23 protein-coding genes and 1 tRNA gene are annotated in these 22,573 nt (G+C 42.6%); 14 read left to right on the top strand and 10 right to left on the bottom strand.

The genetic code is table 11. The features are described 5' to 3' along the window. Positions 1-11 precede the first annotated feature (11 nt). From ACFQ3Q_RS06915 to ACFQ3Q_RS06895, 5 genes are all read left to right on the top strand, one after another. A complete protein-coding gene (locus tag ACFQ3Q_RS06915; RefSeq protein WP_380744236.1) occupies positions 12-950 on the top strand; it encodes a DUF368 domain-containing protein in 939 nt (312 codons plus the stop codon). Then, positions 937-1,953, top strand: a complete 1,017-nt coding sequence (locus ACFQ3Q_RS06910) for a DUF368 domain-containing protein (protein WP_380744235.1) — start codon at positions 937-939, stop codon at positions 1,951-1,953. Before ACFQ3Q_RS06915 ends, ACFQ3Q_RS06910 begins: the two co-directional genes overlap by 14 nt. Further along, positions 1,950-2,681 carry a shikimate dehydrogenase family protein gene (locus tag ACFQ3Q_RS06905; protein WP_380744233.1) on the top strand — a complete coding sequence of 244 codons (732 nt, stop codon included), beginning with the start codon at positions 1,950-1,952 and terminating at the stop codon, positions 2,679-2,681. The genes ACFQ3Q_RS06910 and ACFQ3Q_RS06905 overlap by 4 nt, the downstream gene beginning before the upstream one ends. 119 nt (positions 2,682-2,800) lie before the next feature. Then, positions 2,801-5,131, top strand: a complete 2,331-nt coding sequence (locus tag ACFQ3Q_RS06900) for a DUF349 domain-containing protein (RefSeq protein WP_380744231.1) — start codon at positions 2,801-2,803, stop codon at positions 5,129-5,131. Between the two features lie 94 nt (positions 5,132-5,225). Beyond that, the gene (locus ACFQ3Q_RS06895; RefSeq protein WP_380744229.1) at positions 5,226-5,762 is read left to right on the top strand and encodes a class I SAM-dependent methyltransferase; all 537 of its coding nucleotides are present in this window, start codon (positions 5,226-5,228) and stop codon (positions 5,760-5,762) included. A gap of 6 nt (positions 5,763-5,768) precedes the next feature. Here ACFQ3Q_RS06895 and mazG read toward each other — a convergent pair whose 3' ends face one another. The 4 genes from mazG to ACFQ3Q_RS06875 all read right to left on the bottom strand — a co-directional run bounded on the left by mazG (position 5,769) and on the right by ACFQ3Q_RS06875 (position 8,716). Next, a complete protein-coding gene (gene mazG, locus ACFQ3Q_RS06890) occupies positions 5,769-6,542 on the bottom strand; it encodes a nucleoside triphosphate pyrophosphohydrolase (RefSeq protein WP_380744227.1) in 774 nt (257 codons plus the stop codon). Between the two features lie 115 nt (positions 6,543-6,657). Continuing rightward, positions 6,658-6,733 (bottom strand) — tRNA-His (locus ACFQ3Q_RS06885). Positions 6,734-6,793: 60 nt separating this feature from the next. Then, positions 6,794-7,510: a bacillithiol biosynthesis deacetylase BshB1 gene (gene bshB1 / locus ACFQ3Q_RS06880; RefSeq protein ID WP_380744225.1), complete on the bottom strand. Its 717-nt coding sequence runs from the start codon at positions 7,508-7,510 to the stop codon at positions 6,794-6,796. 51 nt (positions 7,511-7,561) lie between these two features. After that, a complete protein-coding gene (locus tag ACFQ3Q_RS06875; RefSeq protein WP_380744223.1) occupies positions 7,562-8,716 on the bottom strand; it encodes a trans-sulfuration enzyme family protein in 1,155 nt (384 codons plus the stop codon). A 281-nt stretch (positions 8,717-8,997) separates the two neighbouring features. On the opposite strand from ACFQ3Q_RS06875, the gene ACFQ3Q_RS06870 reads away from it, so the two are divergent. The 3 genes from ACFQ3Q_RS06870 (at position 8,998) to ACFQ3Q_RS06860 (ending at position 12,461) form a co-directional block, all read left to right on the top strand. Then, a complete protein-coding gene (locus tag ACFQ3Q_RS06870) occupies positions 8,998-10,050 on the top strand; it encodes an NAD(P)-dependent alcohol dehydrogenase (protein WP_380744221.1) in 1,053 nt (350 codons plus the stop codon). A gap of 163 nt (positions 10,051-10,213) precedes the next feature. Beyond that, complete coding sequence (hutI, locus tag ACFQ3Q_RS06865) at positions 10,214-11,452, top strand: imidazolonepropionase (protein ID WP_380744219.1); 1,239 nt, start codon at positions 10,214-10,216, stop codon at positions 11,450-11,452. A gap of 1 nt (position 11,453) precedes the next feature. Beyond that, a complete protein-coding gene (locus ACFQ3Q_RS06860) occupies positions 11,454-12,461 on the top strand; it encodes an arginase family protein (protein WP_380744217.1) in 1,008 nt (335 codons plus the stop codon). Here ACFQ3Q_RS06860 and ACFQ3Q_RS06855 read toward each other — a convergent pair. Both ACFQ3Q_RS06855 and treF read right to left on the bottom strand, forming a co-directional pair. Further along, positions 12,448-12,816 (bottom strand): DUF1622 domain-containing protein, encoded by a 369-nt coding sequence (locus tag ACFQ3Q_RS06855; protein WP_380744215.1) that lies wholly within the window; start codon positions 12,814-12,816, stop codon positions 12,448-12,450. The genes ACFQ3Q_RS06860 and ACFQ3Q_RS06855 overlap by 14 nt on opposite strands. An 11-nt stretch (positions 12,817-12,827) precedes the next feature. Then, positions 12,828-14,438 carry an alpha,alpha-trehalase TreF gene (gene treF, locus ACFQ3Q_RS06850; RefSeq protein ID WP_380744213.1) on the bottom strand — a complete coding sequence of 537 codons (1,611 nt, stop codon included), beginning with the start codon at positions 14,436-14,438 and terminating at the stop codon, positions 12,828-12,830. A gap of 110 nt (positions 14,439-14,548) precedes the next feature. Between treF and ACFQ3Q_RS06845 the strand changes: the two genes are divergently transcribed. Together ACFQ3Q_RS06845 and ACFQ3Q_RS06840 are read left to right on the top strand one after the other, a co-directional pair. After that, on the top strand, positions 14,549-15,007 hold the full coding sequence (locus tag ACFQ3Q_RS06845; protein WP_380744211.1) for a GNAT family N-acetyltransferase: 459 nt from the start codon (positions 14,549-14,551) through the stop codon (positions 15,005-15,007). Between the two features lie 64 nt (positions 15,008-15,071). Further along, positions 15,072-15,878: an MBL fold metallo-hydrolase gene (locus ACFQ3Q_RS06840; protein WP_380744209.1), complete on the top strand. Its 807-nt coding sequence runs from the start codon at positions 15,072-15,074 to the stop codon at positions 15,876-15,878. Between the two features lie 88 nt (positions 15,879-15,966). On the opposite strand, the gene ACFQ3Q_RS06835 is transcribed toward ACFQ3Q_RS06840, so the two are convergent. The 4 genes from ACFQ3Q_RS06835 to sucC all read right to left on the bottom strand — a co-directional run bounded on the left by ACFQ3Q_RS06835 (position 15,967) and on the right by sucC (position 18,640). Beyond that, complete coding sequence (locus tag ACFQ3Q_RS06835) at positions 15,967-16,299, bottom strand: hypothetical protein (protein WP_380744207.1); 333 nt, start codon at positions 16,297-16,299, stop codon at positions 15,967-15,969. A 185-nt stretch (positions 16,300-16,484) separates the two neighbouring features. Continuing rightward, positions 16,485-16,820, bottom strand: coding sequence for a hypothetical protein (locus ACFQ3Q_RS06830; RefSeq protein WP_380744205.1), 336 nt, complete (start codon positions 16,818-16,820; stop codon positions 16,485-16,487). A gap of 170 nt (positions 16,821-16,990) precedes the next feature. Further along, complete coding sequence (locus ACFQ3Q_RS06825) at positions 16,991-17,311, bottom strand: hypothetical protein (RefSeq protein ID WP_380744203.1); 321 nt, start codon at positions 17,309-17,311, stop codon at positions 16,991-16,993. A 135-nt stretch (positions 17,312-17,446) separates the two neighbouring features. After that, the gene (gene sucC, locus ACFQ3Q_RS06820) at positions 17,447-18,640 is read right to left on the bottom strand and encodes an ADP-forming succinate--CoA ligase subunit beta (RefSeq protein WP_380744202.1); all 1,194 of its coding nucleotides are present in this window, start codon (positions 18,638-18,640) and stop codon (positions 17,447-17,449) included. 290 nt (positions 18,641-18,930) lie between these two features. Here sucC and lysA point away from each other — a divergent pair, with 290 nt between their 5' ends. From lysA to ACFQ3Q_RS06800, 4 genes are all read left to right on the top strand, one after another. After that, a complete protein-coding gene (gene lysA, locus ACFQ3Q_RS06815; protein ID WP_380744200.1) occupies positions 18,931-20,154 on the top strand; it encodes a diaminopimelate decarboxylase in 1,224 nt (407 codons plus the stop codon). Positions 20,155-20,257: 103 nt separating this feature from the next. Then, positions 20,258-21,154 carry a CHAD domain-containing protein gene (locus tag ACFQ3Q_RS06810; RefSeq protein WP_380744198.1) on the top strand — a complete coding sequence of 299 codons (897 nt, stop codon included), beginning with the start codon at positions 20,258-20,260 and terminating at the stop codon, positions 21,152-21,154. Positions 21,155-21,178: 24 nt separating this feature from the next. Then, the gene (locus tag ACFQ3Q_RS06805; RefSeq protein ID WP_380744197.1) at positions 21,179-21,958 is read left to right on the top strand and encodes a cyclase family protein; all 780 of its coding nucleotides are present in this window, start codon (positions 21,179-21,181) and stop codon (positions 21,956-21,958) included. 4 nt (positions 21,959-21,962) lie between these two features. Beyond that, complete coding sequence (locus ACFQ3Q_RS06800) at positions 21,963-22,529, top strand: 2'-5' RNA ligase family protein (RefSeq protein ID WP_380744195.1); 567 nt, start codon at positions 21,963-21,965, stop codon at positions 22,527-22,529. Positions 22,530-22,573: the final 44 nt, after the last annotated feature.

Here is a 22,573-nt window from a genome sequence, read left to right as displayed (position 1 = left end):
AATTTTCTGCCATGCAGCGAAACTTTTACGATTACCTTAAAGTTACCCTAAAAGGAATGGCGATGGGAGCAGCAGATGTTGTTCCCGGGGTCTCGGGAGGGACCATAGCCTTCATTTCCGGAATTTACGAGGAACTTATCACCACCATAAGCAGTGTAGATTTTGAACTGCTAAAAATATGGAAGAATAACGGCTTTATGGCAATGTGGCGCAAAATGAACGGCGCCTTCATCCTCGCTCTGCTTTCAGGAATTCTTATCAGTATCTTTACGGTAATGCGGCTTACCAATTACCTGCTGGAAGAACATCCTATCCTTATCTGGTCTTTTTTCTTTGGCCTTGTACTGGCTAGTATCTGGTTTGTCGGAAAACAGATCCCTAAATGGAATTTTAAAGTAGTTGCGGCATTGCTCATTGGAGCTGCCGTGGCCTTTTATATCGTATCCCTTCCCCCTCTGGGAAGTAACTCCAGTAACCTTTTTATGTTCTTTGCAGGTGCCATTGCCGTTTGCGCTATGATATTACCCGGAATCTCGGGAGCATTCATCCTTGTCCTGCTTGGCGCCTACAAACATGTAACCCAGGCCGCCCATAATTTTGATGTTAAAACACTTGCCATTGTTGGCGTAGGAGCCGTCTTTGGCCTGCTTACCTTTTCAAAGGTCCTTAAGTGGCTTTTTAATCATTACAGTACAATCACCCTGGCTGTTTTAACAGGCTTCATCGCAGGTTCCCTAAATAAAATATGGCCCTGGAAAAAAGTCCTGGAAACCCAGACTTACGGAGATAAAGAAATAGTGATTAAAGAAGCCTCGGTCCTGCCATGGAATTTTCAGGACGACCCCCAAATGATCTCGGCTATTGCCTTAATGCTGGGAGGATTCCTTCTCATACTTGCCTTAGAATATCTGGCTACTCAAAACCCTATTGGTCCGGATGCAGAAAACTAGAACGCTTACAGATAAAGTCCTGCTGTTACTAAAAGGTTTAGCAATGGGTGCGGCCAATAAGGTCCCCGGTGTTTCCGGAGGCGTGGTAGCTTTCGTGGCCGGATTTTATGAAGAGTTCATTTATTCTCTGCAAAAAATCAATCTTAAGGCTTTTAAACTACTTATTAACGGAAGGTTCAGAAGCCTTTACCAATATGTGAACGGCCGTTTTATGGGGCTGCTCATCCTGGGTATGGTTATTAGTTATTTCAGCGTTTCCAAGATCCTGGATTACCTCTTGCTCCATTATGAGGTCTATGTTTGGGCGGCATTCTTCGGAATGATCGTGGGTTCTATCTACTACATCAGCAAAGATTTTGATGAATGGAGCCGAAGGAGTATCATTTTTGTCACATTGGGTGTTATTTGTGGTATCGCCATCAGTTTCCTGGAACCCGCCAAACAAAATGATAACCTGTTTTTTGTGTTTTTCTGTGGAATGATAAGTGTTTCCGGGATGACGCTTCCAGGCCTTTCAGGTTCCTTTGTGCTTATTTTGCTGGGAAATTATGTGCTCCTCTTGGTAGACTCTGTAAATGCCTTGTACGACACAATGGCCGATTTGTTAATATTCGATTTCTCCTTTATTCATAATGATGAAAGAATACGGCTATTACAGGTTCTCATTGTGTTCTCTGCAGGATCTCTGGCCGGGTTAGTCTCCCTTTCACACTTGTTGGGCTACGTATTAAAGCATTACAGAAAAGACACATTTGCTTACATTATAGGCTTCATTACCGGTTCCCTAGGTGTAGTGTGGCCCTGGAAAGAAAAGATCTTCAAGACAGATGAAGCCGGAGGTATCCTCTACGACAGAATGGGTAATGCAATTATAGACAATTATGACCGGTATATGCCCGATTTTGATGCTGCTCAAACCTGGCTGGGGATCTTCTTTATAATTACAGGAATATTCATTGTGCTTGGCCTGGCCTGGTACGAAAAAAGATCTTCAAGATTATGAAAATTTACGGACTCATAGGCCAAAATATAGATTACTCCTTTTCGCGTGCTTACTTCAGTGAGAAATTCGAAAAGCACCATATAACTGCTGTTTACCGGAATTTTGACCTATCCAAAATTGAGCAGATTGAAGAGGTCTTTAAGAATACCCCCGATCTTTCAGGCCTTAACGTTACCATTCCTTACAAGGAGGCCGTGATCCCATACCTGAACAGGCTTGATACCGAGGCCGAAGAAATAGGTGCGGTAAACACTATTAAAATAGAGAAGGACGGCAGCCTTACCGGATACAATACAGATCATTACGGCTTTTATGAGGCAATTAAAGCTTATCTTCAGCCCCAGCACAAAAAAGCATTAATTCTGGGTACGGGCGGGGCTTCGAAAGCAGTAGCCTATGCGCTAACCAATCTTGGAATAACCTACAGATTCGTTTCCCGAAAAGACGGACATCATAAGTTCTCCTACGAGCAGTTAAACGCCGATATCCTGAAGGAATACACGGTAATCATAAACTGTACGCCACTGGGAACTCACCCTGATACCGAACGCTATCCGGACCTTCCCATAGGCTATATTTCTGAGGCTCATCTTATTTTCGACCTTATCTATAATCCGCTGGAAACAACTTTAATGAAAAAGGCCCGGGAACGAGGTGCCACCTGCCTTAACGGTCTTAATATGTTAAAGCTTCAGGCCGAAAAAGCCTGGGAAATATGGAATAGTTAAAGTTTTAAACTGAGCCTTCCCAAATCCTTACAAATAGACGCAAAGTCTTGCCCAATTTTAGTGGAGTTGTTATCTTTCAGCCTAATTAAAGATTTACACGAACCTTAACATTGAAAGATATGTCTCAGCAAGAAAATGAAAAACCCAAAAAAAAACTTTCCAACGACGAAGTGAAAAAGCCTGAAAACATTCAGGAAGCAGAAGAAAAGGTGCAGGATGAAAGTCTGGATAAGGACGCAGGATCTACTGAAAAATCATTTTCTGAGAATGTTAAGGAAGAAAAAACCAAGGTGAAAACTTCAGAGAAAAAAAAGAATTCAAAAGAAAACGAGCTGGAAAACGCAATGGTAGATGAGGCAGCTTCAGGAGCTGCTCCAAAGACCGAGGAAAGGCTTTCAGCGGAAGATGAAGACGAGGATAATAAGGAACAGGCTAAAACTACAAAAACCTCTCAGAAGGATGCAGATGAACCTGTGAAGAAAGATAAAACCGGAGTAAAGGCTTCAGCAGAAGAAAAGCAACCGAAAAAAAACGAGCTTGAAGATGCGATGGTAGATGAGTCAGCTTCAGGAAGCACTACCAAAGCTAAAGAAAGGCTTTCGGCAGATGATGACGAGGATGATGAAGAGCACGTAGCTTCAGAAGATAAACCTTCAAAAGGCCACCAGGAAGATGTAGACGAGGCAGTTGCAGAAGACAGCGAAGACGAATCGGCCAGCGAACGTCACAACATTCCCAAGAAAGATTACCACTCAATGAGCAAGGAAGCTCTTGCCGATGAGCTGGAAAGCCTGCTAAAAAAGGAAAAGGTGCAGGCCATAAGAGAGCATGTTGCCGAAATCAGAACCGAATTCAACGCAAAGTTCGATGAAGAGGTGGAAGAGAAGAAAGAGGAGTTTCTTGCTGATGGCGGAAACATTATTGATTTCCACTATTCCACACCCCTGAAAAAGCATTTTAACTCGTTGTACTTCGACTATAAAGAAAGAAGGAACAACTATTACAAAAAGCTGAAACAAGATCTTAACGCCAACCTAAACAAGCGTCTTGAGATCATAGAAGAGCTAAAAGGGCTGCTTGGTGTGGAGGAGAACATCAACACCACTTACAGGCATTTTAAGGAATTGCAGGATCGCTGGCGTATGGCGGGACCAATTCCCAGAGACAAATACAATGATGTCTGGAACACCTATCATCATCACGTAGAGAATTTCTATGATTTTCTTCATCTCAATCGTGAATTCAGAGATCTTGATTTTAAGCACAATCTTGAACAGAAGCTGAAAGTAATAGACCGGGCCGAAGAATTAGCCCAGGAATCGGATATAAATCGTGCGTTTCGTGAATTACAGATGCTTCACAAAATGTGGAAGGAAGAACTGGGTCCTGTAGCAAAGGAATTCAGGGAAGATATCTGGGACCGTTTTAGTACGGCTACCAAGCAGATACACGATAAGAGGCAGGAATACTTCAATCAGCTTGAAGAACACTACGAGAAAAACTGGGAAGTAAAGCAGGAAATCATCCAGAAAATAAAAGAGATCGCCGATCAGGACTTCAACAGTCACGGAAAGTGGCAGCAGAAGATCAAGGAAATCGAAGCCCTTCGTGAAGCCTTCTTTAAGGCCGGAAAAGTACCGAGAAGCAAGAACGAAGAAACCTGGAGCGAGTTCAAGCAAAACGTAAGAAGGTTCAACCGCAAGAAGAATGCTTTCTATAAGAACCTGAAGAAGCAACAGTATGACAATCTTGAAAAGAAAAAAGAGCTTATCCAGATCGCCGAGGATAATAAGGATAGCGATGACTTTAAGACCGTAACTCCTTTAATGAAAAAGATCCAGGCAGACTGGAAGCAGATAGGTCACGTACCCAGAAAAGACAGTGATAAGGTCTGGAAGCAGTTCAAGGCCGCCTGCAATCATTATTTTGACAGGCTTCACGCGACCAGAAATGAGGAGAACAAAGAAGAACTTGAGGCTTACGGCAAGAAGAAAGAGCTCCTGGACGAGGTGAAAGCCGTTGAACTAAAAGGCAACAAAAAAGAAGATCTCGCGAAGATCAAGGAATATATCGAGGCCTGGAAAAATATTGGAAGAGTACCCCAGAACAAGCGCTTTATAGAAGGGAAATTTAATAAAGCCCTGGATCAACTTTTCAATAAAATTGATGTTGACCGCACCAAGGCCGAGATGATGAAATATGAAAACAAGATCGAAGCCCTTAACAATGCAGAAGATGACAAGCGTATTCACAACGAGCATTATTTCTTGACCAAGAAAATAGAAGAAACCAAGGCAGAGATCAGGCAGCTGGAAAACAACCTGCAGTTCTTTTCGAATGTTGAAGAAGATAATCCGCTGGTAAAAGAAGTATTGAAGAATATAGAAGATCATAAAGCCCAGCTGGAAGTTTGGAAAGAGAAACTTCGCAAGGTAAATTCCCTGTACTAAAAATATGCTTTGCAGCTTATGCACCGAACAAACTCATTCCTTTTTTAATGGAGGAGGCAAAGAGTTCGTTCAATGCGTGAATTGTAAAGCTATTTTGCTTCTACCCGAATACTTCATTAGTCCTGCAAAGGAGAAACAACGTTATGAGGAACACAATAATGATGTGACCGATAAGAGGTATCAGGATTTTGTGAGCCCCATCACTTCAGCGGTAATCAATGAGTTCCCGGAAACAGCAATGGGCCTTGATTACGGATGCGGAACAGGCCCTGTGGCAGCTTCCGAACTCGGCAAGAAAAACTACCAGATCATTCTATACGATCCTTATTTCAGGAATGACAGAGAAGCCCTGACCAAGCTTTACGACTTTATTATCTGTTGCGAAGTGATGGAACATTTTCAGGAACCGGCGAAAGAATTCAGAAAATTATTTGGCCTGCTTAAACCGGGTGGAAAGCTTTATTGCAAGACCGCCCTGTATTCTCCGGAAATAGACTTTGAGAAATGGTACTACAAGAACGATCCTACACATGTATTTCTATACACCAAAAAGAGTCTTGAAATCATCAGGGAACTATTCAGATTTTCAGATGTGGAGATAGGCCCTGACCTTATTGTTTTCAGAAAATAAGCTTTCTTAAAGGCTTTTGGCTTCATTCCAGAAAACATCCATTTCGGCAAGGCTCATATCCTTAAGCGCTTTTTTATTCTCTTTGGCCTTAGATTCCAGATATTGGAAACGCTGAATGAATTTCTTATTGGTGCGCTCTAAAGCGTTCTCAGGATTCACATCAAGAAAACGGGCATAATTGATCATTGAGAACAGAACATCGCCAAACTCGGCTTCTATTTTATCCTTATTCTCATCATTCACCTCGTGCTGAAGTTCTTCAAGTTCTTCCTGCAGTTTTTCAAATACCTGCTGTGGCTCTTCCCAATCAAAGCCTACCCCGGCCACCTTATCCTGGATACGGCTGGCTTTTACCATTGCCGGCAGGGATCTTGGCACTCCCTCGAGTACACTTTTCTTTCCTTCCTTAAGTTTAAGGTTCTCCCAGTTCTTCTTTACCTCTTCTTCATCTGCTACCTCAACATCCCCATAAATATGCGGATGCCGGTCGATCAGTTTATCACAGATCCCGTTGGCAACATCGGCTATATCAAAATCTCCGGTCTCACTGCCTATTTTGGAATAAAAAACAAGATGCAATAAAAGGTCTCCAAGCTCCTTTTTTACTTCATCAAGATCATTATCTAGGATGGCATCTCCCAGTTCATAGGTCTCTTCTATGGTAAGGTGCCGCAAAGACTCCATCGTCTGTTTCCTGTCCCAGGGACACTGCTCCCTCAATTCGTCCATTATAGTTAAGAGCCGGTCGAAAGCCTTTAACTGTTCTTTTCTTGAATTCATAGCCTGATTTGTGGTTTTGGTAAAAATACGAGATTAATAAGAAACCGCACAGTGTTTGAAGAAACTGAAGTAGGTATAATAAAAAAGCTCCTTAGTTTCCTAAAGAGCCTCTAAAGGGTGGAAGACCGGTTTCGAACCGGCGACCTCCGGAACCACAATCCGGCGCTCTAACCAGCTGAGCTACAACCACCATTTTAATTGCGGTTGCAAATGTAAGTTATTTCCGCAATTTCGCAAAGACTTTTTTTCAATTAAATGAGGTCGAAAATGGAATCGACTGCAACATAGCGCTCTACGGTAAAACCTTCTCCGTGCTCGGTATTAATAAGCCTTCCGAGGTCCTGGGCACGATAAGTTATACTGTCTAAAAAGTTACTGCTGGAGATAGGAGTTTTTGGCTCCTCACTGTTCTCATCATAAAACTGTGTCTTATAGGCCTTCACCGAGTCCAGTTTTTTACCCAGGTAGCCGGTAATGTCCACTACAAAGTCTGGTTGCAGATTTTTCCATTGAATATAGTGATAGACGTGTTTGGGCCTCCAGGACTCCTGGGCCTCACCATCCATAATCGTTTCGATCTTTCGCAGTCCGCTTAAGAAACAGGCGTCACTCACTAATTTCGCCCCTTTCCCGTGGTCTATATGACGATCGTCCACCGCGTTACAGAACACCACTTCCGGCCTGTATTTTCTCAGAATTTTGATGATCTCCAGCTGATGGGCTGTATTGTTCTCAAAAAATCCGTCGCTGAACTCAAGATTGTGCCGCACCTTTACTCCAAGTTTCCTGGCCGCATCTGCCGCCTCCTTATCCCGGGTTAACGCAGTGCCTCTTGTACCCAGTTCCCCTCTTGTAAGGTCAAGAATTCCGACTTTCCTGCCCCGGTCTATTTCTTTGGCAAGAGTACCTGAACAACTTAATTCAACATCATCGGGATGTGCTCCCACAGCAAGTATATCTAACTTCATAATTTTTTATATAACTCCACCCCCTGCTCTGCAGCAGAAAAGCATTCTTTTTTATTTTTTAATTTTTTCAAGTGCCTGTTCAATATCGGCAATAAGATCTTCCTTTTCTTCAATACCCACCGAAAAGCGCAGTAACCCGTCCTTAATCCCGAGTTTCTCCCTTTTTTCAGCACTCATTAGTCCGTGAGAGGTTTTGGCCGGAGAAAGTATGGTAGACTCCACCCCTGCCAGGCTCATAGAAGGCTTAATGAGTTTCAGCGCCTTCCGGAAGTGGACTGCATCCAGATCCTGTTTAAGCTCAAAAGAAAGCATACCCCCAAAAGCTTTCATTTGCGAAGAAGCCAGCGAATGCTCCGGGTGCGATTTTAATCCAGGGTAATACACCCGGTCTACGTCGGGATGCTTTTCCAGAAATTCGGCCAGCGCCAGGGCATTTTCGCTCTGGGCCTTTACTCTTATCCCCATCGTCTTTATGCTTCGCTCCAGCAGCCATACCGTATAATCACTCAGGCTGCCTCCAAAGTTCTTGGCCAGATGAAAGACCTTATCTATATAATCTTCTGAAGAGATCACCGTGCCGGCTAGAATATCGCTGTGACCTCCCATATATTTAGTGGCTGAATGGATCACGAGGTCAATCCCGAAATCGATCGGGTTCTGATTTACCGGTGAGGCAAAGGTATTATCGATCATACTAACAAGACCGTGCTTTTCAGCAATTCCAGCAATGGCTTTAAGATCGGTAATGGTAAGCAAAGGGTTGGAAGGTGTTTCAATATAAATCACCTTAGTATTTTTCTTAATTTCAGCTTCGAAGGAAGCCGGTTTCGAGTCTTTGGTAAAACTATACCCGATCCCGAACTTATCGAATTCTTCGGTCACAAGGTTAATCGTTCCACCGTAAAGCGTATTCTGAAGCACCACGTGATCTCCATTTTGAAGAAAAGCCAAAAGCGAATTGCTAACGGCAGCCATTCCGCTTCCAAAAATAAGGGCTGCCTCTCCGTGTTCCAGCGCCGCCATTTTCTGGGCCAGCGCCACCTGGTTGGGAGTATTGAAATACCTCGGATACCTTTTTACCTCTACTTCTTCAAAAGCATAAGAGGTAGCCATATACAATGGGGAAACAGCTCCTTTAAATTGTTCATCTTCGAGTTCCCCGGCGTGCGTGCAAATAGTATTGATCCCTTGTGCCTTTTTCGTCATATCCAGCTTTTATTTAAAAATGAAAATCTGCCCTAAATTAAGAAAAGCTCATTTGTTTAGGCTTATTTAGTCCTTATAATTTCTCAAGCGAGCCTTCCGTCATACCTAAATTGTGAACATTTATAATATAATTAGTATTTCCCCAACAAGCTTTAGTTCTTGTTTAAGAGAGGAACCGAAAATGAAAGCTTAATTTTAAATCTGATGTTCCGAAAGAATTTCAGAACAACTACAGGTAAAAACCTGTAGTGAAACTTAATTGAAATTTAAATAAAAAATTGATGACTGAAGTAAAAGCATATGCAGCCAAAGCCAGTGATGCCAATCTGGAACCCCATAAAATAGAAAGACGTGATATCACTGCCGACGATGTGAAGATAGAGATAGAATACTGTGGAGTTTGCCACAGTGATATTCACCAGGTTAGAAATGACTGGAAAAATTCGAAATACCCTGTAGTACCCGGCCACGAAATTATTGGCCGTGTAACTGCGGTTGGTGACAATGTAAAAGGTTTTAATGAAGGTGACCTTGTAGGTGTTGGCTGTATGGTAGATTCCTGCCAGGAATGCGACTCCTGTAAAGAGGACCTTGAACAATATTGTGAGAATGGCGCCACAATGACCTATAACAGTCCCGATAAACACCTTGGAGGACATACTTTTGGCGGCTATTCAGAACAGATAGTTGTGGACAAGGAATTTGTGTTGAAAGTTCCTGAAAACATAGACACAAAAGCCGTCGCTCCTCTTCTATGTGCGGGTATTACAACCTGGTCGCCGCTAAGACACTGGAATGTAAAGAAAGGTGATAAAGTTGGGGTGATCGGGCTTGGAGGCCTTGGTCATATGGGAGTAAAGTTTGCTCACGCCCTTGGTGCCAAGGTGGTAATGATAAGCCGTTCTCCTTCTAAAGCCGAAGATGCCAAAAGGCTTGGTGCCGACGAAGTTCTGATCTCTACAGATGAAGACGAGATGGAAAAGCACCAGGGAAGTTTTGATTTTCTTCTAAACACCATTCCGGTTGGTCACGATGTGAATCCTTATGTAGGTCTTTTAAAAAGGGACGCAACTATGGTCCTTGTTGGTGCCATTGAACCTGTAGACCCGGTACACGGAGGAGCCCTCATTCTCGGAAGAAAGAGAATTGCAGGATCTGTTATCGGCGGAATTAAGGAGACACAGGAAATGCTTGATTTCTGCGGAGAGAACAATATTGTTTCGGATGTGGAAATGATAGATATGCAGAACATCAATGATGCCTATAAAAGAGTGGTCGATTCTGATGTAAAATACCGTTTTGTAATCAATATGAAATCCCTGAAAGAGAACTAGTCTTCTTAGAATAATCCTTCAAATAAAAAACCTGTTCGCTTCCGGACGGGTTTTTTACTTACCAAATCTGAAATTACAGCCTTTTCCTTTTGAAAGAAAGCGATTTCAAAGGGACTTTTTTATCTTTACATTATCGATAAAAAAACTAACCGAAAATTCAGAAATGAGATCACTTTTCACCAACATAAAAGAACTATTACAAGTAAGAGAACCGGGAATTAAAAAAGTATCCGGAAAGGAAATGAAGCAGCTTCCCTCCATCAGGAATGCCTGGCTGCTTATTGAAGATGATAAGATCGCCGATTTTGGAAAGATGGACGCAGTTCCGGAGATCGCGGCTGATGAGACCATAGATGCCAGCGGAAAAATAATCCTGCCGGCCTGGTGTGATTCTCACACTCATATCGTATACGCAGGAAACCGGGAACTGGAGTTTGCAGACAGGATTAACGGAATGAGTTACGAAGAGATAGCCAACCGCGGAGGTGGAATCCTTAACAGCGCAAAAACACTACAGGAAACCTCTGAAGAGGAGGTCTACAAGCAATCGGCTAAACGCCTGGAAGAAGTGATGAGCCTGGGCACGGGAGCCGTCGAGATCAAATCAGGCTATGGCCTTACCGAAGAAGCTGAGCTAAAGATGCTTCGGGTAATCAGAAAACTTCGGGAGAATTATGACATCAGTATCAAACCCACTTTCCTGGGAGCGCACGCCATTCCGAAGGAATACAAAGAAAAACCTCAGGAATACATGGATCTTGTGATCAATGAGATCCTTCCGAAGGTTGCTGAAGAAAAGCTGGCAGATTACATTGATATTTTTTGTGAAAAAGGATACTTCAGTATTGAAGATACTCACCGACTCCTTTCCGCAGCCGCTGAGTATGGGATGAAACCGAAGATCCACGTGAACCAGTTCAATGCTTTTGGCGGGATACAAGCGGGGGTTGAACATAACGCGCTTAGTGTAGACCACCTGGAAGTATTGAATCCTGAAGATATAGAAAGTCTTAAGGGAACCGAGACGATGCCTGTAGCACTACCTTCCTGTTCCCTGTTTTTGAGTATCCCGTATACTCCCGCCCGGGACCTGATAGATGCAGGACTTCCACTGGCTCTTGCCACCGATTTCAACCCGGGAAGTACTCCAAGCGGAAATATGAACCTGGTGGTTTCCCTGGCCTGTATCAAAATGAAGATGAACCCGGAGGAAGCCATTAATGCTGCCACCATAAACGGCGCCTACGCTATGGAGCTTAGCGAAACCCACGGCAGTATCACCAAAGGCAAACAAGCCAACCTGATTTTAACTAAAGAGATCCCATCCTACACTTTCCTACCCTATGCTTTTGGAACCAATTCAATAGAATCGGTATTCATCAACGGAAAAAAACTGGATTAAGATGGAAAGTATAAAAATTTACAATGCCAAAACGATCAAAGATCATATGGCCACCCGGGAGGGCGAAACCAAATTTGGTGAAAAGATCTGCTTTATTGAAGATCTTGAAGAACTCGAAAAACATCCTGCAGAATATGTGATCTTCGGGATACCCGAAGACATAGGGATCAGGGCCAATCACGGAAAACCCGGGGCTGCAAGAACCTGGCAGCATTTACTTGCTTCCCTGCTCAATATTCAGGTAAATGAATATACTAATGCTGAAAATCTTATCCTTTTAGGAGAAATAGACTGCAGAGACCTGATGGACAAGGCGGCCTACCTGGGGGAAGAAGATCCGCATTATTACGCCAAGCTGGGTGACCTAGTCAAAAAACTGGACCTTGCCGTTACCAACCTGGTTGAAGAGATAGTTGGTGCGGGCAAAATCCCAATCATCATTGGAGGCGGGCATAATAACGCTTTCGGGAATATAAAGGGCAGTTCCAGGGCCATAGAAAGACCAATAAACATTCTGAATATTGATGCGCATACAGACCTTAGAAGTATAGCACATCGTCACAGCGGTAATGGGTTCAGTTGTGCCCGTCACGAAGGCTCCCTTGGGAAGTATGCAATGTTTGGGATTCATCAGAACTATACGCCCCAGTATATTTTTGATGAAATAAAAGCATCAGAGATTACCCGGTATCAGCTTTTTGATGACCTTATGCTTCTGGATGAAGAAAAAAGGTTTTCGAGTTTTAATGAGATGCTTAGTTTCGTAAACAGGTCGGAATTCGGACTGGAGATAGACTGCGATTCGATCGCGGGATTTCCGAGCAGTGCCCAAACTCCCAGCGGGTTTAGCCTTAATGAGGTCAGGAATTATGTTATGCGGGCCAAAACCACCAATTGCAGGTACCTTCATTTATGTGAAGCCGTAGCCCCCGCAGGCGAGGAAGGCCAGACCGGAAAAGCGCTTACATACCTTATCACCGACTTTATGAGTAATACTACGGTTTTGTAGAGGTCCCTTCTGAAGATTTATGTTGTTGCCAGGGGAATTTACCTTCTATCTCAAGTTCTATAGAGAAGCTCAGAAAGGTCCTGATAAGCACTATTACTCCAAGCGCCAAAACCCTGTCCATTGTTGGCTCAGTGACCACAGTGGCTATGATATCTCCCGCAACAAGAATTTCAAGACCAAGTAAGATACCTTTTCCCAGGTCCTGCCGAAGTTTTCGGTAGGACCTGGAACTGTCTTTAGGTCCGGAAAATAAAAACTTCCAAAACGCCAAAACAGTACCGGTCACAATGGTGATCACTCCCGCCGCTTCAATAAGCTGAGCGATATAATTTATGTAGAGTTCCAGGTTTTCCATAATAAGATCATTTATTTTTCTTCTCCCGCAAGTTTTCTATATACCCCGTTACTCCAGCCAAAACCATCCTGAGTGGGGTACTCCCCACCCCCGCTTTCTTTGGAAAGGTCTTCAACATTATATTTCTCCATCATTTTAAAGGTATTCTTATATACCCTTTCATTAAGATGAAGCCATCGTTGCCTGATTTCATTGGCAAGGGAATCCTGGCCATAATTACGCAAGCCCTTTATGCCGATCCATTGCAGGGGTGCCCACCCGTTGGGAGCATCCCACTGCTGCCCGGTATGATTTGGTGTAGTCACCAGACCTCCGGGTTTAAGAAATACCTCCCTTATTTTTTTGGTCACCTGCTCGGCCTGTTGCTCTGAGGCGATTTCAAAAAACAAGGGATATGTTCCTGCCATAGAAAGCACTCCCGTAGATTGCCCTTCTTTAAAATTATAATCCATAAAATATCCTTCCTTTTCGCTCCAGAAATACTTTTCTATAGCTAAGGCTCTTTGCTCTGCCCTTTTTAGAAATTTATCAGCGCCGTCTTTGTTCCCTTTTATATCATAAGCTTTCGCGATGACAGATTCGAGATTGTATAATAGCGAATTAAGATCTACCGGAAGAATAGCCGTGGTATGTATCGTAGAAAGTTTAAATTCACCGTTTGCATCTGCCGTTAACCAGCGACTTGAAAAATCCCATCCCGACTCTGCCCCGGCTCGCAGATTTCTGTATACTTCCTCCTTTGTAAGCTCAGGATTTTTCGCCACCGCTTCCCTTGCCGTCTCCACATCTTCCCTGAAACTTTCGGGCCTTGGCGTATTCTTATCATCCCAGTACCTGTTCAGGATCTCCCCGTCCGGCAATCTCACCACCCGTCTATGGGCATTATTCTCTGCTGATAGCTTACCGGTGCCTGACATCCAAAAGTCATATTCTTTTTCAAGATATTCCAGATAATCTGCATAGACCTGTTCTCCTTTGGCCTCGGCCAGAACACCTACCATCATTGCATAAAACGGAGGCTGTGAACGCCCGAGATAGTAAGTCCTGTTTCCATTCGGAATAAACCCGTATTCCTCTAAAAGATGTGAAAAATTGTCTACCATATTCTGAATGGTTTCCACTTCTCCATCTTCCAGAAGCCCGAGCATTGTAAAGTAACTATCCCAATAATAGATCTCCCTGAATCTACCTCCGGGAACTATATAAGGCTCCGGAAGCGGAATAAGAGTTCCAGTCCTTTCTTCATCGGCCGGGCGCTTCAACACCTCCCATAATTTCTTAATGTGTGTGTTTATAGAAGATGAATCGGTTTTATAAGCCGGACCGGAACCGGGAATCCTGAAATTATCTTCAACAAAATAGTATAAAGCGGAATCTGATTCCGGCTCAAAATCTTTAAACTTTTCTTTAATCAGGTCAACCTCGGTTAAAGGAACCGCATCTACAAAAGTCTTACTATCAGGAAAAACGGCTTCGGTCTGTACTTCATAGAAAAGATCTCCGTAAAGCTCTTCAGGCGGAAGTATTCTTACTTCCTGATCTTCGGTAGTGGTGACCGAGGAACAGCTGCTTATAATAAAAAGATAAAGAATGACCTGTAACCTGAGTAAGTAATTATTCATAGTATGGAGTTTAAGAATCGGCATTTGAGCTGAATTCTCAGTTAAATTATAAAATATTCATCAGAATAAGGCTATTTCATAAATTAGCGGTTCAATTCACACACATCACAATGGAGATAATTTCGTTTGACCCCAGATATGCAGAAGATTTTAAGAACCTGAACCTGGCCTGGCTCGAAAAATTTTTCTGGGTAGAAGAGCACGATAAGGAGGTTCTGGGTAACCCAAAAAAATACATCATCGATACCGGAGGTAATATATTTTTTGCCAGAGATGGTGATAAAATCATTGGTTGCGTGGCCCTTATGAAAATGGAAGACGGGATTTTTGAACTCACTAAAATGGCTGTGACTCCCGAATACCAGGGAAAGAAGATCGGGCAAAAGTTAATGGAGCATTGTGTGGCTTATGCTAAAAAGCAGGGTTGGGAAAAACTGATCATCTATTCTAACCGGAAACTGAAAAATGCGGTCTACATCTATGAAAAATACGGTTTCAGGGAAATCCCTATAGAAAAAAACAATCCCTACGCCCGTGGTGATATCAAGATGGAGCTCGTACTTTCTTAAATCTTTATTAAACCTCCCGTCTGTAGCTTGAAGCTTATGTAACTTTAAATCAAAATAAGCAATTATGAAACAGACACTTACCTTTTTAGCAGCCTTTTTTATTTTTACCGGCTGCAAGAATGAAGAGAAAAAAGAATCGGATAAAGCACCTCAGGAAATTGCGGAAATGACCGAGAAGGATAGCTCTCAGCAAACCGACTCATCTTCCGTGGAAATTGATCCTATCTCTCACGCTACCGCAGTGGTGAAATGGGATGAATCTGTATTTTATATAGACCCTACCGGGGGAGCTGAAGCCTTTGCCGATAAACCCAAACCAGATTTTGTCCTGATCACCGATATTCACGGAGATCATATGGATGCCAACACCCTGAATGCTCTAAAACTAGGAGACACCAAGGTCATTGTTCCAAAAGCGGTAAAGGAAAAGCTTCCTAAAGAACTGCAAAAGAACCTGGTGGTGATGAATAACGGAGAAACAAAGAATCATCTCGGCTTTGAAATTGAGGCCCTCCCTATGTACAACCTGCCTGAAAGCCAGGACGCCTACCATACTAAAGGGCGCGGTAATGGTTATGTGATCTCCAAGGGCGGAACAAAGGTCTATTTCGCAGGAGACACCGAAGACATCCCTGAAATGCGCAACCTTAAGAATATAGATATGGCATTTATCCCGATGAATTTACCTTATACAATGCCGGTAGAACAGGCTGCCGAGGGGGTACTGGCTTTTGCTCCCGCGAAGGTATACCCTTACCACTACAGAGGAAAAGACGGGTTACATGATGTTGAGAAATTCAAAAAACTGGTGAACGAAGGAAATAAAAATATAGAAGTAGTTCTTTTAGACTGGTATCCTGATATGGACTAAGATCATTCCTTAAGGAACATAAATAAACCCGGAACTTTCCGGGTTTTATTTTTTTCGATTTTTGATTGAGATGAATGAATGATGATTTTCAGGGTTCTAATCTTAAGGAAACTTTATATTCATCCAGGTCATTATCAGAAACACTTTGCAGCTTTTTATAGTTAAGTTTATTGATAATGGTATACTTCAAATGATCATCTTCAGTGTCCAAGGCCAGGACTACCAGTTCATTTTCAGAATTGATCGTAAAGATCATATCTACTGAAGTCTCTTCGCTAAGAGCAAAATCCAGGCCCTTCAGTAATTCCATTACTTCATTCCTTAATATTTCAGGATCTCTTACTTCGGTTGCTGCCGTGGCCGTGAACATCCCTCCCAGACATATGGCCATCATTAAATAGGTCAACTTTAATCTTCTCATAATACACTGATTTTAAAAGGTTATATACCTAATAGACAGACTTTTATAGAAGATGTTACCAGATTCAGGAGTTTTTTAGACTTATTTAACGATATAACAACTTGTATATCAAATGTTTAAACAAAAAACCCGGCTTTTGCCGGGCTGAAGCTTTTACGCTTTTTGATTGATCAAGTGATGATGATTTAGGCTTGTATTCGAACCGGTAATTTATATTCCTTAATATTCTGATCTAACTGAGACTTGAGTTTCTTGTAATTAAGTCTCTGCTTTACAAAGGCTTTTACGGTTTCATTGTCCGAATCTACCGTTAACACAACCATTTCGTTGTCTTTGTTCAGGGTAAAGACCACGTTGGCCAGGTAAACGCCTTCCACTTCAAAGTTAGGTTCTTCAAGCATTTTCTGTAATTCAGCTTTTACTGAAGTTTCGTTATCTACAGCATCGGGCTGAGCGAATGCTGAAATTGCACTGCCAATGCTTAAGGCAAGTACGAGAATTAAAAGATTCAATTTTTTCATATCAATAAAAATTTAAAGGTTATATACTTAAAAGACTGCCGGGATCATAAAAAGTTACAGGATCTGAGCTCCTTTAAGTTTTTTTTAACTAATTAACCACCAGCTTTTTATACCCTAATAAAAAACCCGGTGATGAGCCGGATTAAAATTCCTACGTCTTTTGATCGATCCTAAAGCTGAATGCTGATGGGAAGTTTATACTCTTTAATGGAAGGGTCTAACAGCGTTCTCATTTTCTTCCCTTCAAGTCTTTTCTTTATAACATGATTCACATAGGGATCATCTGAACCTACCGAAATAATTTCTATTTCATTGGAAGTGTTCAGGCTGAACTTCACCTGAAATTTGAGTTCTTCTTTTAGCTTTAGCGGAAGACTCTGCAAATGCTGGTAAACTTCAGCGGTAAATGTTTTTGACGGACCCGGATCGGCCTTACATACGCTCACGGAAAATATAGCCAGTAGCAGCGCAAACAACTGTAACTTTCTCATAGTACAATGATTGTTAGGTTTATATAACAAAAAGACGAAGCTGGCCGAAAGAGTGTTACAGTTGTCCCTCAAAAAAAGGAAATAAAAAAAGCCACGCTTTTGGGCGTGGCTTCTTAATTATATATTTTGAAAGGCTTACTTAAGCACTTCCTGTACTTTATCTGCAGCTTCTTTAAACTCTACGGCACTGTATACGTCAAATCCGCTGTTATCGATAAGTTCTTTTGCAACATCGGCGTTGGTACCCTGAAGTCTAACGATGATCGGTACATTAATGGAGTCTCCCATATTCTTATAAGCATCTACAATCCCCTGGGCTACACGGTCACAACGTACAATACCTCCAAAGATATTTACAAGAATAGCTTCAACCTTCTCATCCTTTAAGATAAGACGAAATGCCTCCTCTACCCTTTTGGCATCTGCAGTACCTCCAACATCAAGGAAGTTCGCCGGTTCACCACCAGCCTGCTTAATTAGGTCCATAGTTGCCATTGCAAGCCCGGCACCATTTACCATACACCCAACATTTCCGTCAAGGTCTACATAGTTCAGACCAACTTCTTTAGCTTCTACTTCTGTTGGGTTTTCTTCACGAATATCACGCATCTCTGCATAATCTTTATGACGGAAAAGAGCATTATCATCAAGCGTCACCTTGGCATCTACAGCAAGGATCTTATCGTCACTTGTCTTAAGTACCGGGTTGATCTCGAACAAAGAAGAATCAGACTTTTCGAAAGCCTTGTAAAGAGACATTACGAACTTGGTCATCTCTTTAAAAGCGGTTCCGCTAAGACCAAGGTTAAAAGCTACGCGACGCGCCTGGAAAGGAAGCAATCCAACTGAAGGATCTACTTCTTCCTGAAATATCAGGTGCGGAGTTTCTTCAGCCACGGTTTCGATATCCATACCACCTTCGGTAGAATACATGATCATATTACGGCCGGTATTACGGTTAAGCAATACAGACATATAATATTCTTCCGGCTCGCTGTCTCCCGGGTAGTAAACATCTTCAGCTACCAATACCTGGTGTACTTTCTTACCTTCGGCAGTGGTTTGAGGAGTTACCAGGTTCATCCCGATAATATTTCCTGCAATCTCTTCTACCTCTTTAAGGTTTTTGGCAAGTTTAACACCGCCACCTTTACCACGGCCTCCGGCGTGTACCTGTGCTTTAATCACATGCCATCCGGTTCCGGTTTGTTCGGTTAGTTCTTTGGCAGCGTCTACTGCTTCTTTGGAGTTATGGGCAACAATACCGCGCTGAATGCGCACGCCATAGCTGCTTAAAATCTCTTTTCCTTGATATTCGTGTATGTTCATAATCAGGTATTTCTTCAGTATTAATTATGCTTCGCAAAAGTAACAAATGTAAAAGTATTGTACCAATCTTTTTTCATCTATCCTTTGGCTTCGAAATTAAGCAGAAATAAAAGCCTTTCCCGTTATCATTATGCTAAAATAATTGCTGATTTAAACCCTAAAATGGGATCCGGCTCAGAATTCCTCTTCCCTGGAATTAACAAATTAAAGGAATTGGTTATTTTTGATACCTGCACTTGCGGGAGTTTTAATTTCTCCGGTATTTTGCCAACCTTAAATTTAGGACCACAATGAACAATCAAGACCTGCTGGCTGTAGCCAAAGAATACGGAAGCCCTGTTTACGTATATGATGCTGAAAAGATCGAATTTCAGTATAATCGCCTCACCAAAGCTTTTAGCAAGGTGAATGACCTTCGAATTCATTATGCGGTAAAGGCTTTATCTAATATATCTATTCTGAAATTCCTGAATTCCCTGGGCTGTGGTCTTGATACGGTTTCCATCCAGGAAGTCAAGCTCGGGCTTGAAGCCGGTGTAGATCCTGCCAGAATTATCTATACCCCAAACGGAGTTTCCCTCGAAGAGATCGAGCAAGTGACCAAACTTGGAGTGCAGATCAATATCGACAATCTCTCCATTCTTGAACAATTTGGAAGCAGGCATCCTGATGTTCCTGTGTGTATTCGTATAAACCCGCATATTATGGCCGGCGGAAATTCGAAGATCTCGGTAGGTCACGTCGATTCAAAATTCGGAATCTCTATTCACCAGATGCCACATTTATTAAGAATTGTGGAAAACACCGGAATGAACATTAACGGGATACATATGCATACCGGTAGTGATATTCTGGATATTGAAGTCTTTCTTCGGGCTTCGGAAATTTTGTTTGAAGCGGCCAAAAACTTCCCCGACCTGGAATTCCTTGATTTTGGAAGCGGATTTAAGGTTCCTTATCGTCCCGGAGATATCGAAACCGATATTGAGGAACTGGGAGAGAAATTAACCGAAAGATTCCGGAACTTCTGCAGGGATTACGGGCGGGAACTCACCCTTGCCTTTGAACCCGGAAAATACCTGGTAAGCGAAGCCGGAAAATTCCTGGCCAGGGTGAATGTGATCAAACAAACCACCTCTACGGTATTCGCGGGAATAGATTCAGGTTTTAACCATCTTATACGCCCCATGTTCTATGGCTCGCACCACGAGATCCATAATATTTCGAACCCTGACGGAAAGCAACGCTTTTATTCGGTAGTAGGATACATTTGCGAAACCGACACCTTTGCCAGCAACAGGCGAATTTCTGAGATCACCGAAGGCGATATTCTTGCCTTTAGCAATGCCGGGGCTTACGCATTTTCTATGGCCAGCAACTTTAATTCCCGCTATCGCCCGGCTGAAGTACTTTGGTACAATGGTCAAGCCCACCTGATAAGAGAAAGGGAAACTTTTGATGACCTGCTTAGACATCAGAAGATCATTGATCTTGAGCCTCAAAAACAGGATTAAGAATTTCTGCGTTCCCCTCTCTCTTCCGGGGTGTATTCAATTTTAATAAAACACTAACCCTTTCTGTTAGCTCAATTCGGTATCTTAATATGAAAAATCCGAAATGAGTTATAAACTGGAGAAAAAGGAGCCGCTATCCGATAATATAAAACGCATAGTTTCAGAAGAACTGGATGCAGCTATTGATTCTTTGAATAATCAAAACATCCACGAAGCCGTTCACGAGATCAGGAAGCGACTGAAGGAGATTCGCGCTCTGGCAAGGCTGTTTCGGGACGAGATGGGGGAAGATAATTTCAAGACCATCAACGCCTTTTTTCGAGATTTGGGACAGGAACTTTCACCTATACGGGATCTCACGGCACATATGGAGACCATAGAAGCCCTGAATTTACGTTATGGAGATCACGTTTATGTAAATTTCTTTAAAAGCCTGACCCATAGCCTTGAGACCGAAAGAAACCAATTGGAAAAAAAGCTGATGCAAGAAAAGTTCTTTTCAGAAAATATAATGCAGAAGCTGGAATATGGGAGAAAGGAATTGGCTAGCTGGCCGGTAAACACCAATGATATAAGTGTAATTCTGCCAGGAATAGAAAGGGTGTACAAAAGAGGAAAGTGTGCATTGACCGCTGCCTATAGAGATCCTCGCAAGGAAACATTCCACGAATGGCGAAAACGGGTAAAATACCTGTGGTATCAGATCCTTTTACTTCAGGACCTTTGGCCGGGCCTGTTTACAACTCTTGAAGTCGAGGTGCACGAACTTGCCGACTTCCTGGGCGATGATCACGATCTTATGGTATTAAACGATAAATTACTTTCACCCGAATTCGGCGTGAAAGATGACAAACAAAAGGAGATGCTTCACGCACTAATCAGTGAGTACAGTGAACACTTAAGGAAAAGTGCGAAGCTGAAAGGCGAACTCATATATGCCGAAAAACCTAAGAATTTCACCAAACGCATCGGGAAATATGCCGAAGTGAGCTGGAACTGATCCTAACCACATAAAAACTGAATTATGAAAACACTATTCATCTTCTTCATTTTCCTTACAGGTTTGTGCCAGGCACAAGAAAGTCCTGCTTTAACCGGTGAAATTATCGACCTGACGTATTCATTTTCTGAGGAAAGTGTGTACTGGGTAACCGCGAAAGAATTCGAACTTGAAGAAGTAGCCAAAGGTAAAACCGAAAAGGGCTATTACTATTCTGCCAATAATTTTTCTACGGCCGAGCACGGAGGCACCCATATTGACGCCCCGATCCATTTCGCCGAGAACGCACAATCTGTAGAGGAGATCCCGCTTGAGAAGCTTGTGGGCGCTGCGGTTAAAATAGATGTTTCCGACAAAGCTCTAAATAACCCTGATTACCTGATAAGCATCGAAGACCTTAAAACCTGGGAAAAAGAACAAGGACAGATTCCGCTGAATAGCATAGTTTTACTGCAAACCGGATTCGGGAAATATTATCCCGATAAACAGAAATACCTGGGAACTACCAATCGCGGGCCGGAAGCCGTGAAAGAGCTGCACTTCCCCGGACTTGCTCCTGAAGCCGCCAGGTGGCTGGTGGAAGAAAGGAAGATCAGTTCGGTGGGTATAGACACTCCCAGTATAGATTATGGACAGTCCCAGGAATTTGGAGCCCACGTTGCCCTGATGACGAATAATGTACCGGCCTTTGAAAATGTTGCGAACCTGGATCAGCTTCCGGCAACCGGTTTCCAGGTGATCGCTCTGCCTATGAAGATAAAAGGAGGAAGCGGAGGCCCCTTAAGAATTATCGCCATAAAGTAAGCTTATGACCAGTTCAACATTCGGAAAATCTACCTCCCACCTGTATTTTATAGCCTTATTACCTCCTGCCAAAATTCGTAAGGAAATTGAGGCTTTCAAGAAAGAACTGAAGGAAAGTTACAGGATCAAACACGCGCTAAAACTACCGGCGCATATTACCCTGCAAATTCCGTTCAGGATGCAGGAAAAGAAGGAACCAGTATTGATAAGGAATCTTTTAAAATTCGCTAAAGATAAAAGGTCATTCCAGGTCAGTTTATCAGGCTTCGGGAAGTTTTCACAAAACGTGATCTTTGTAAAAGTAAGCGAACATCGGCCTGTGATTGATTTGTTCGAAGACCTTCAAAGTAATCTTGCTCAAATACTGGATCTGAAAAATCACGAAAAAGCTGCCAGGATTCACCCCCATATCACCATCGCTTCCAGAGATTTGAAAACAGAAGTGTTCCCTGAAATCTGGGCGGTCTTCAAAGACCGCAACTACCAGAGTTCATTTAGGGCTGACAGCATACACTTATTCAGGCATAATGGCAAAACCTGGGATATTTTAAGAAAAATCGATTTACACTAAACTGGATTATAGTACCGGACTTCGAACCAACTCAAGCATAAACA

It is taken from the genome of Salegentibacter chungangensis, assembly GCF_042678405.1.
GTDB classification, from domain to species: Bacteria; Bacteroidota; Bacteroidia; order Flavobacteriales; family Flavobacteriaceae; genus Salegentibacter_A; species Salegentibacter_A chungangensis.
Note: the sequence above shows the minus strand (reverse complement) of the source record. Positions and strands in the feature narration are given on the sequence as shown.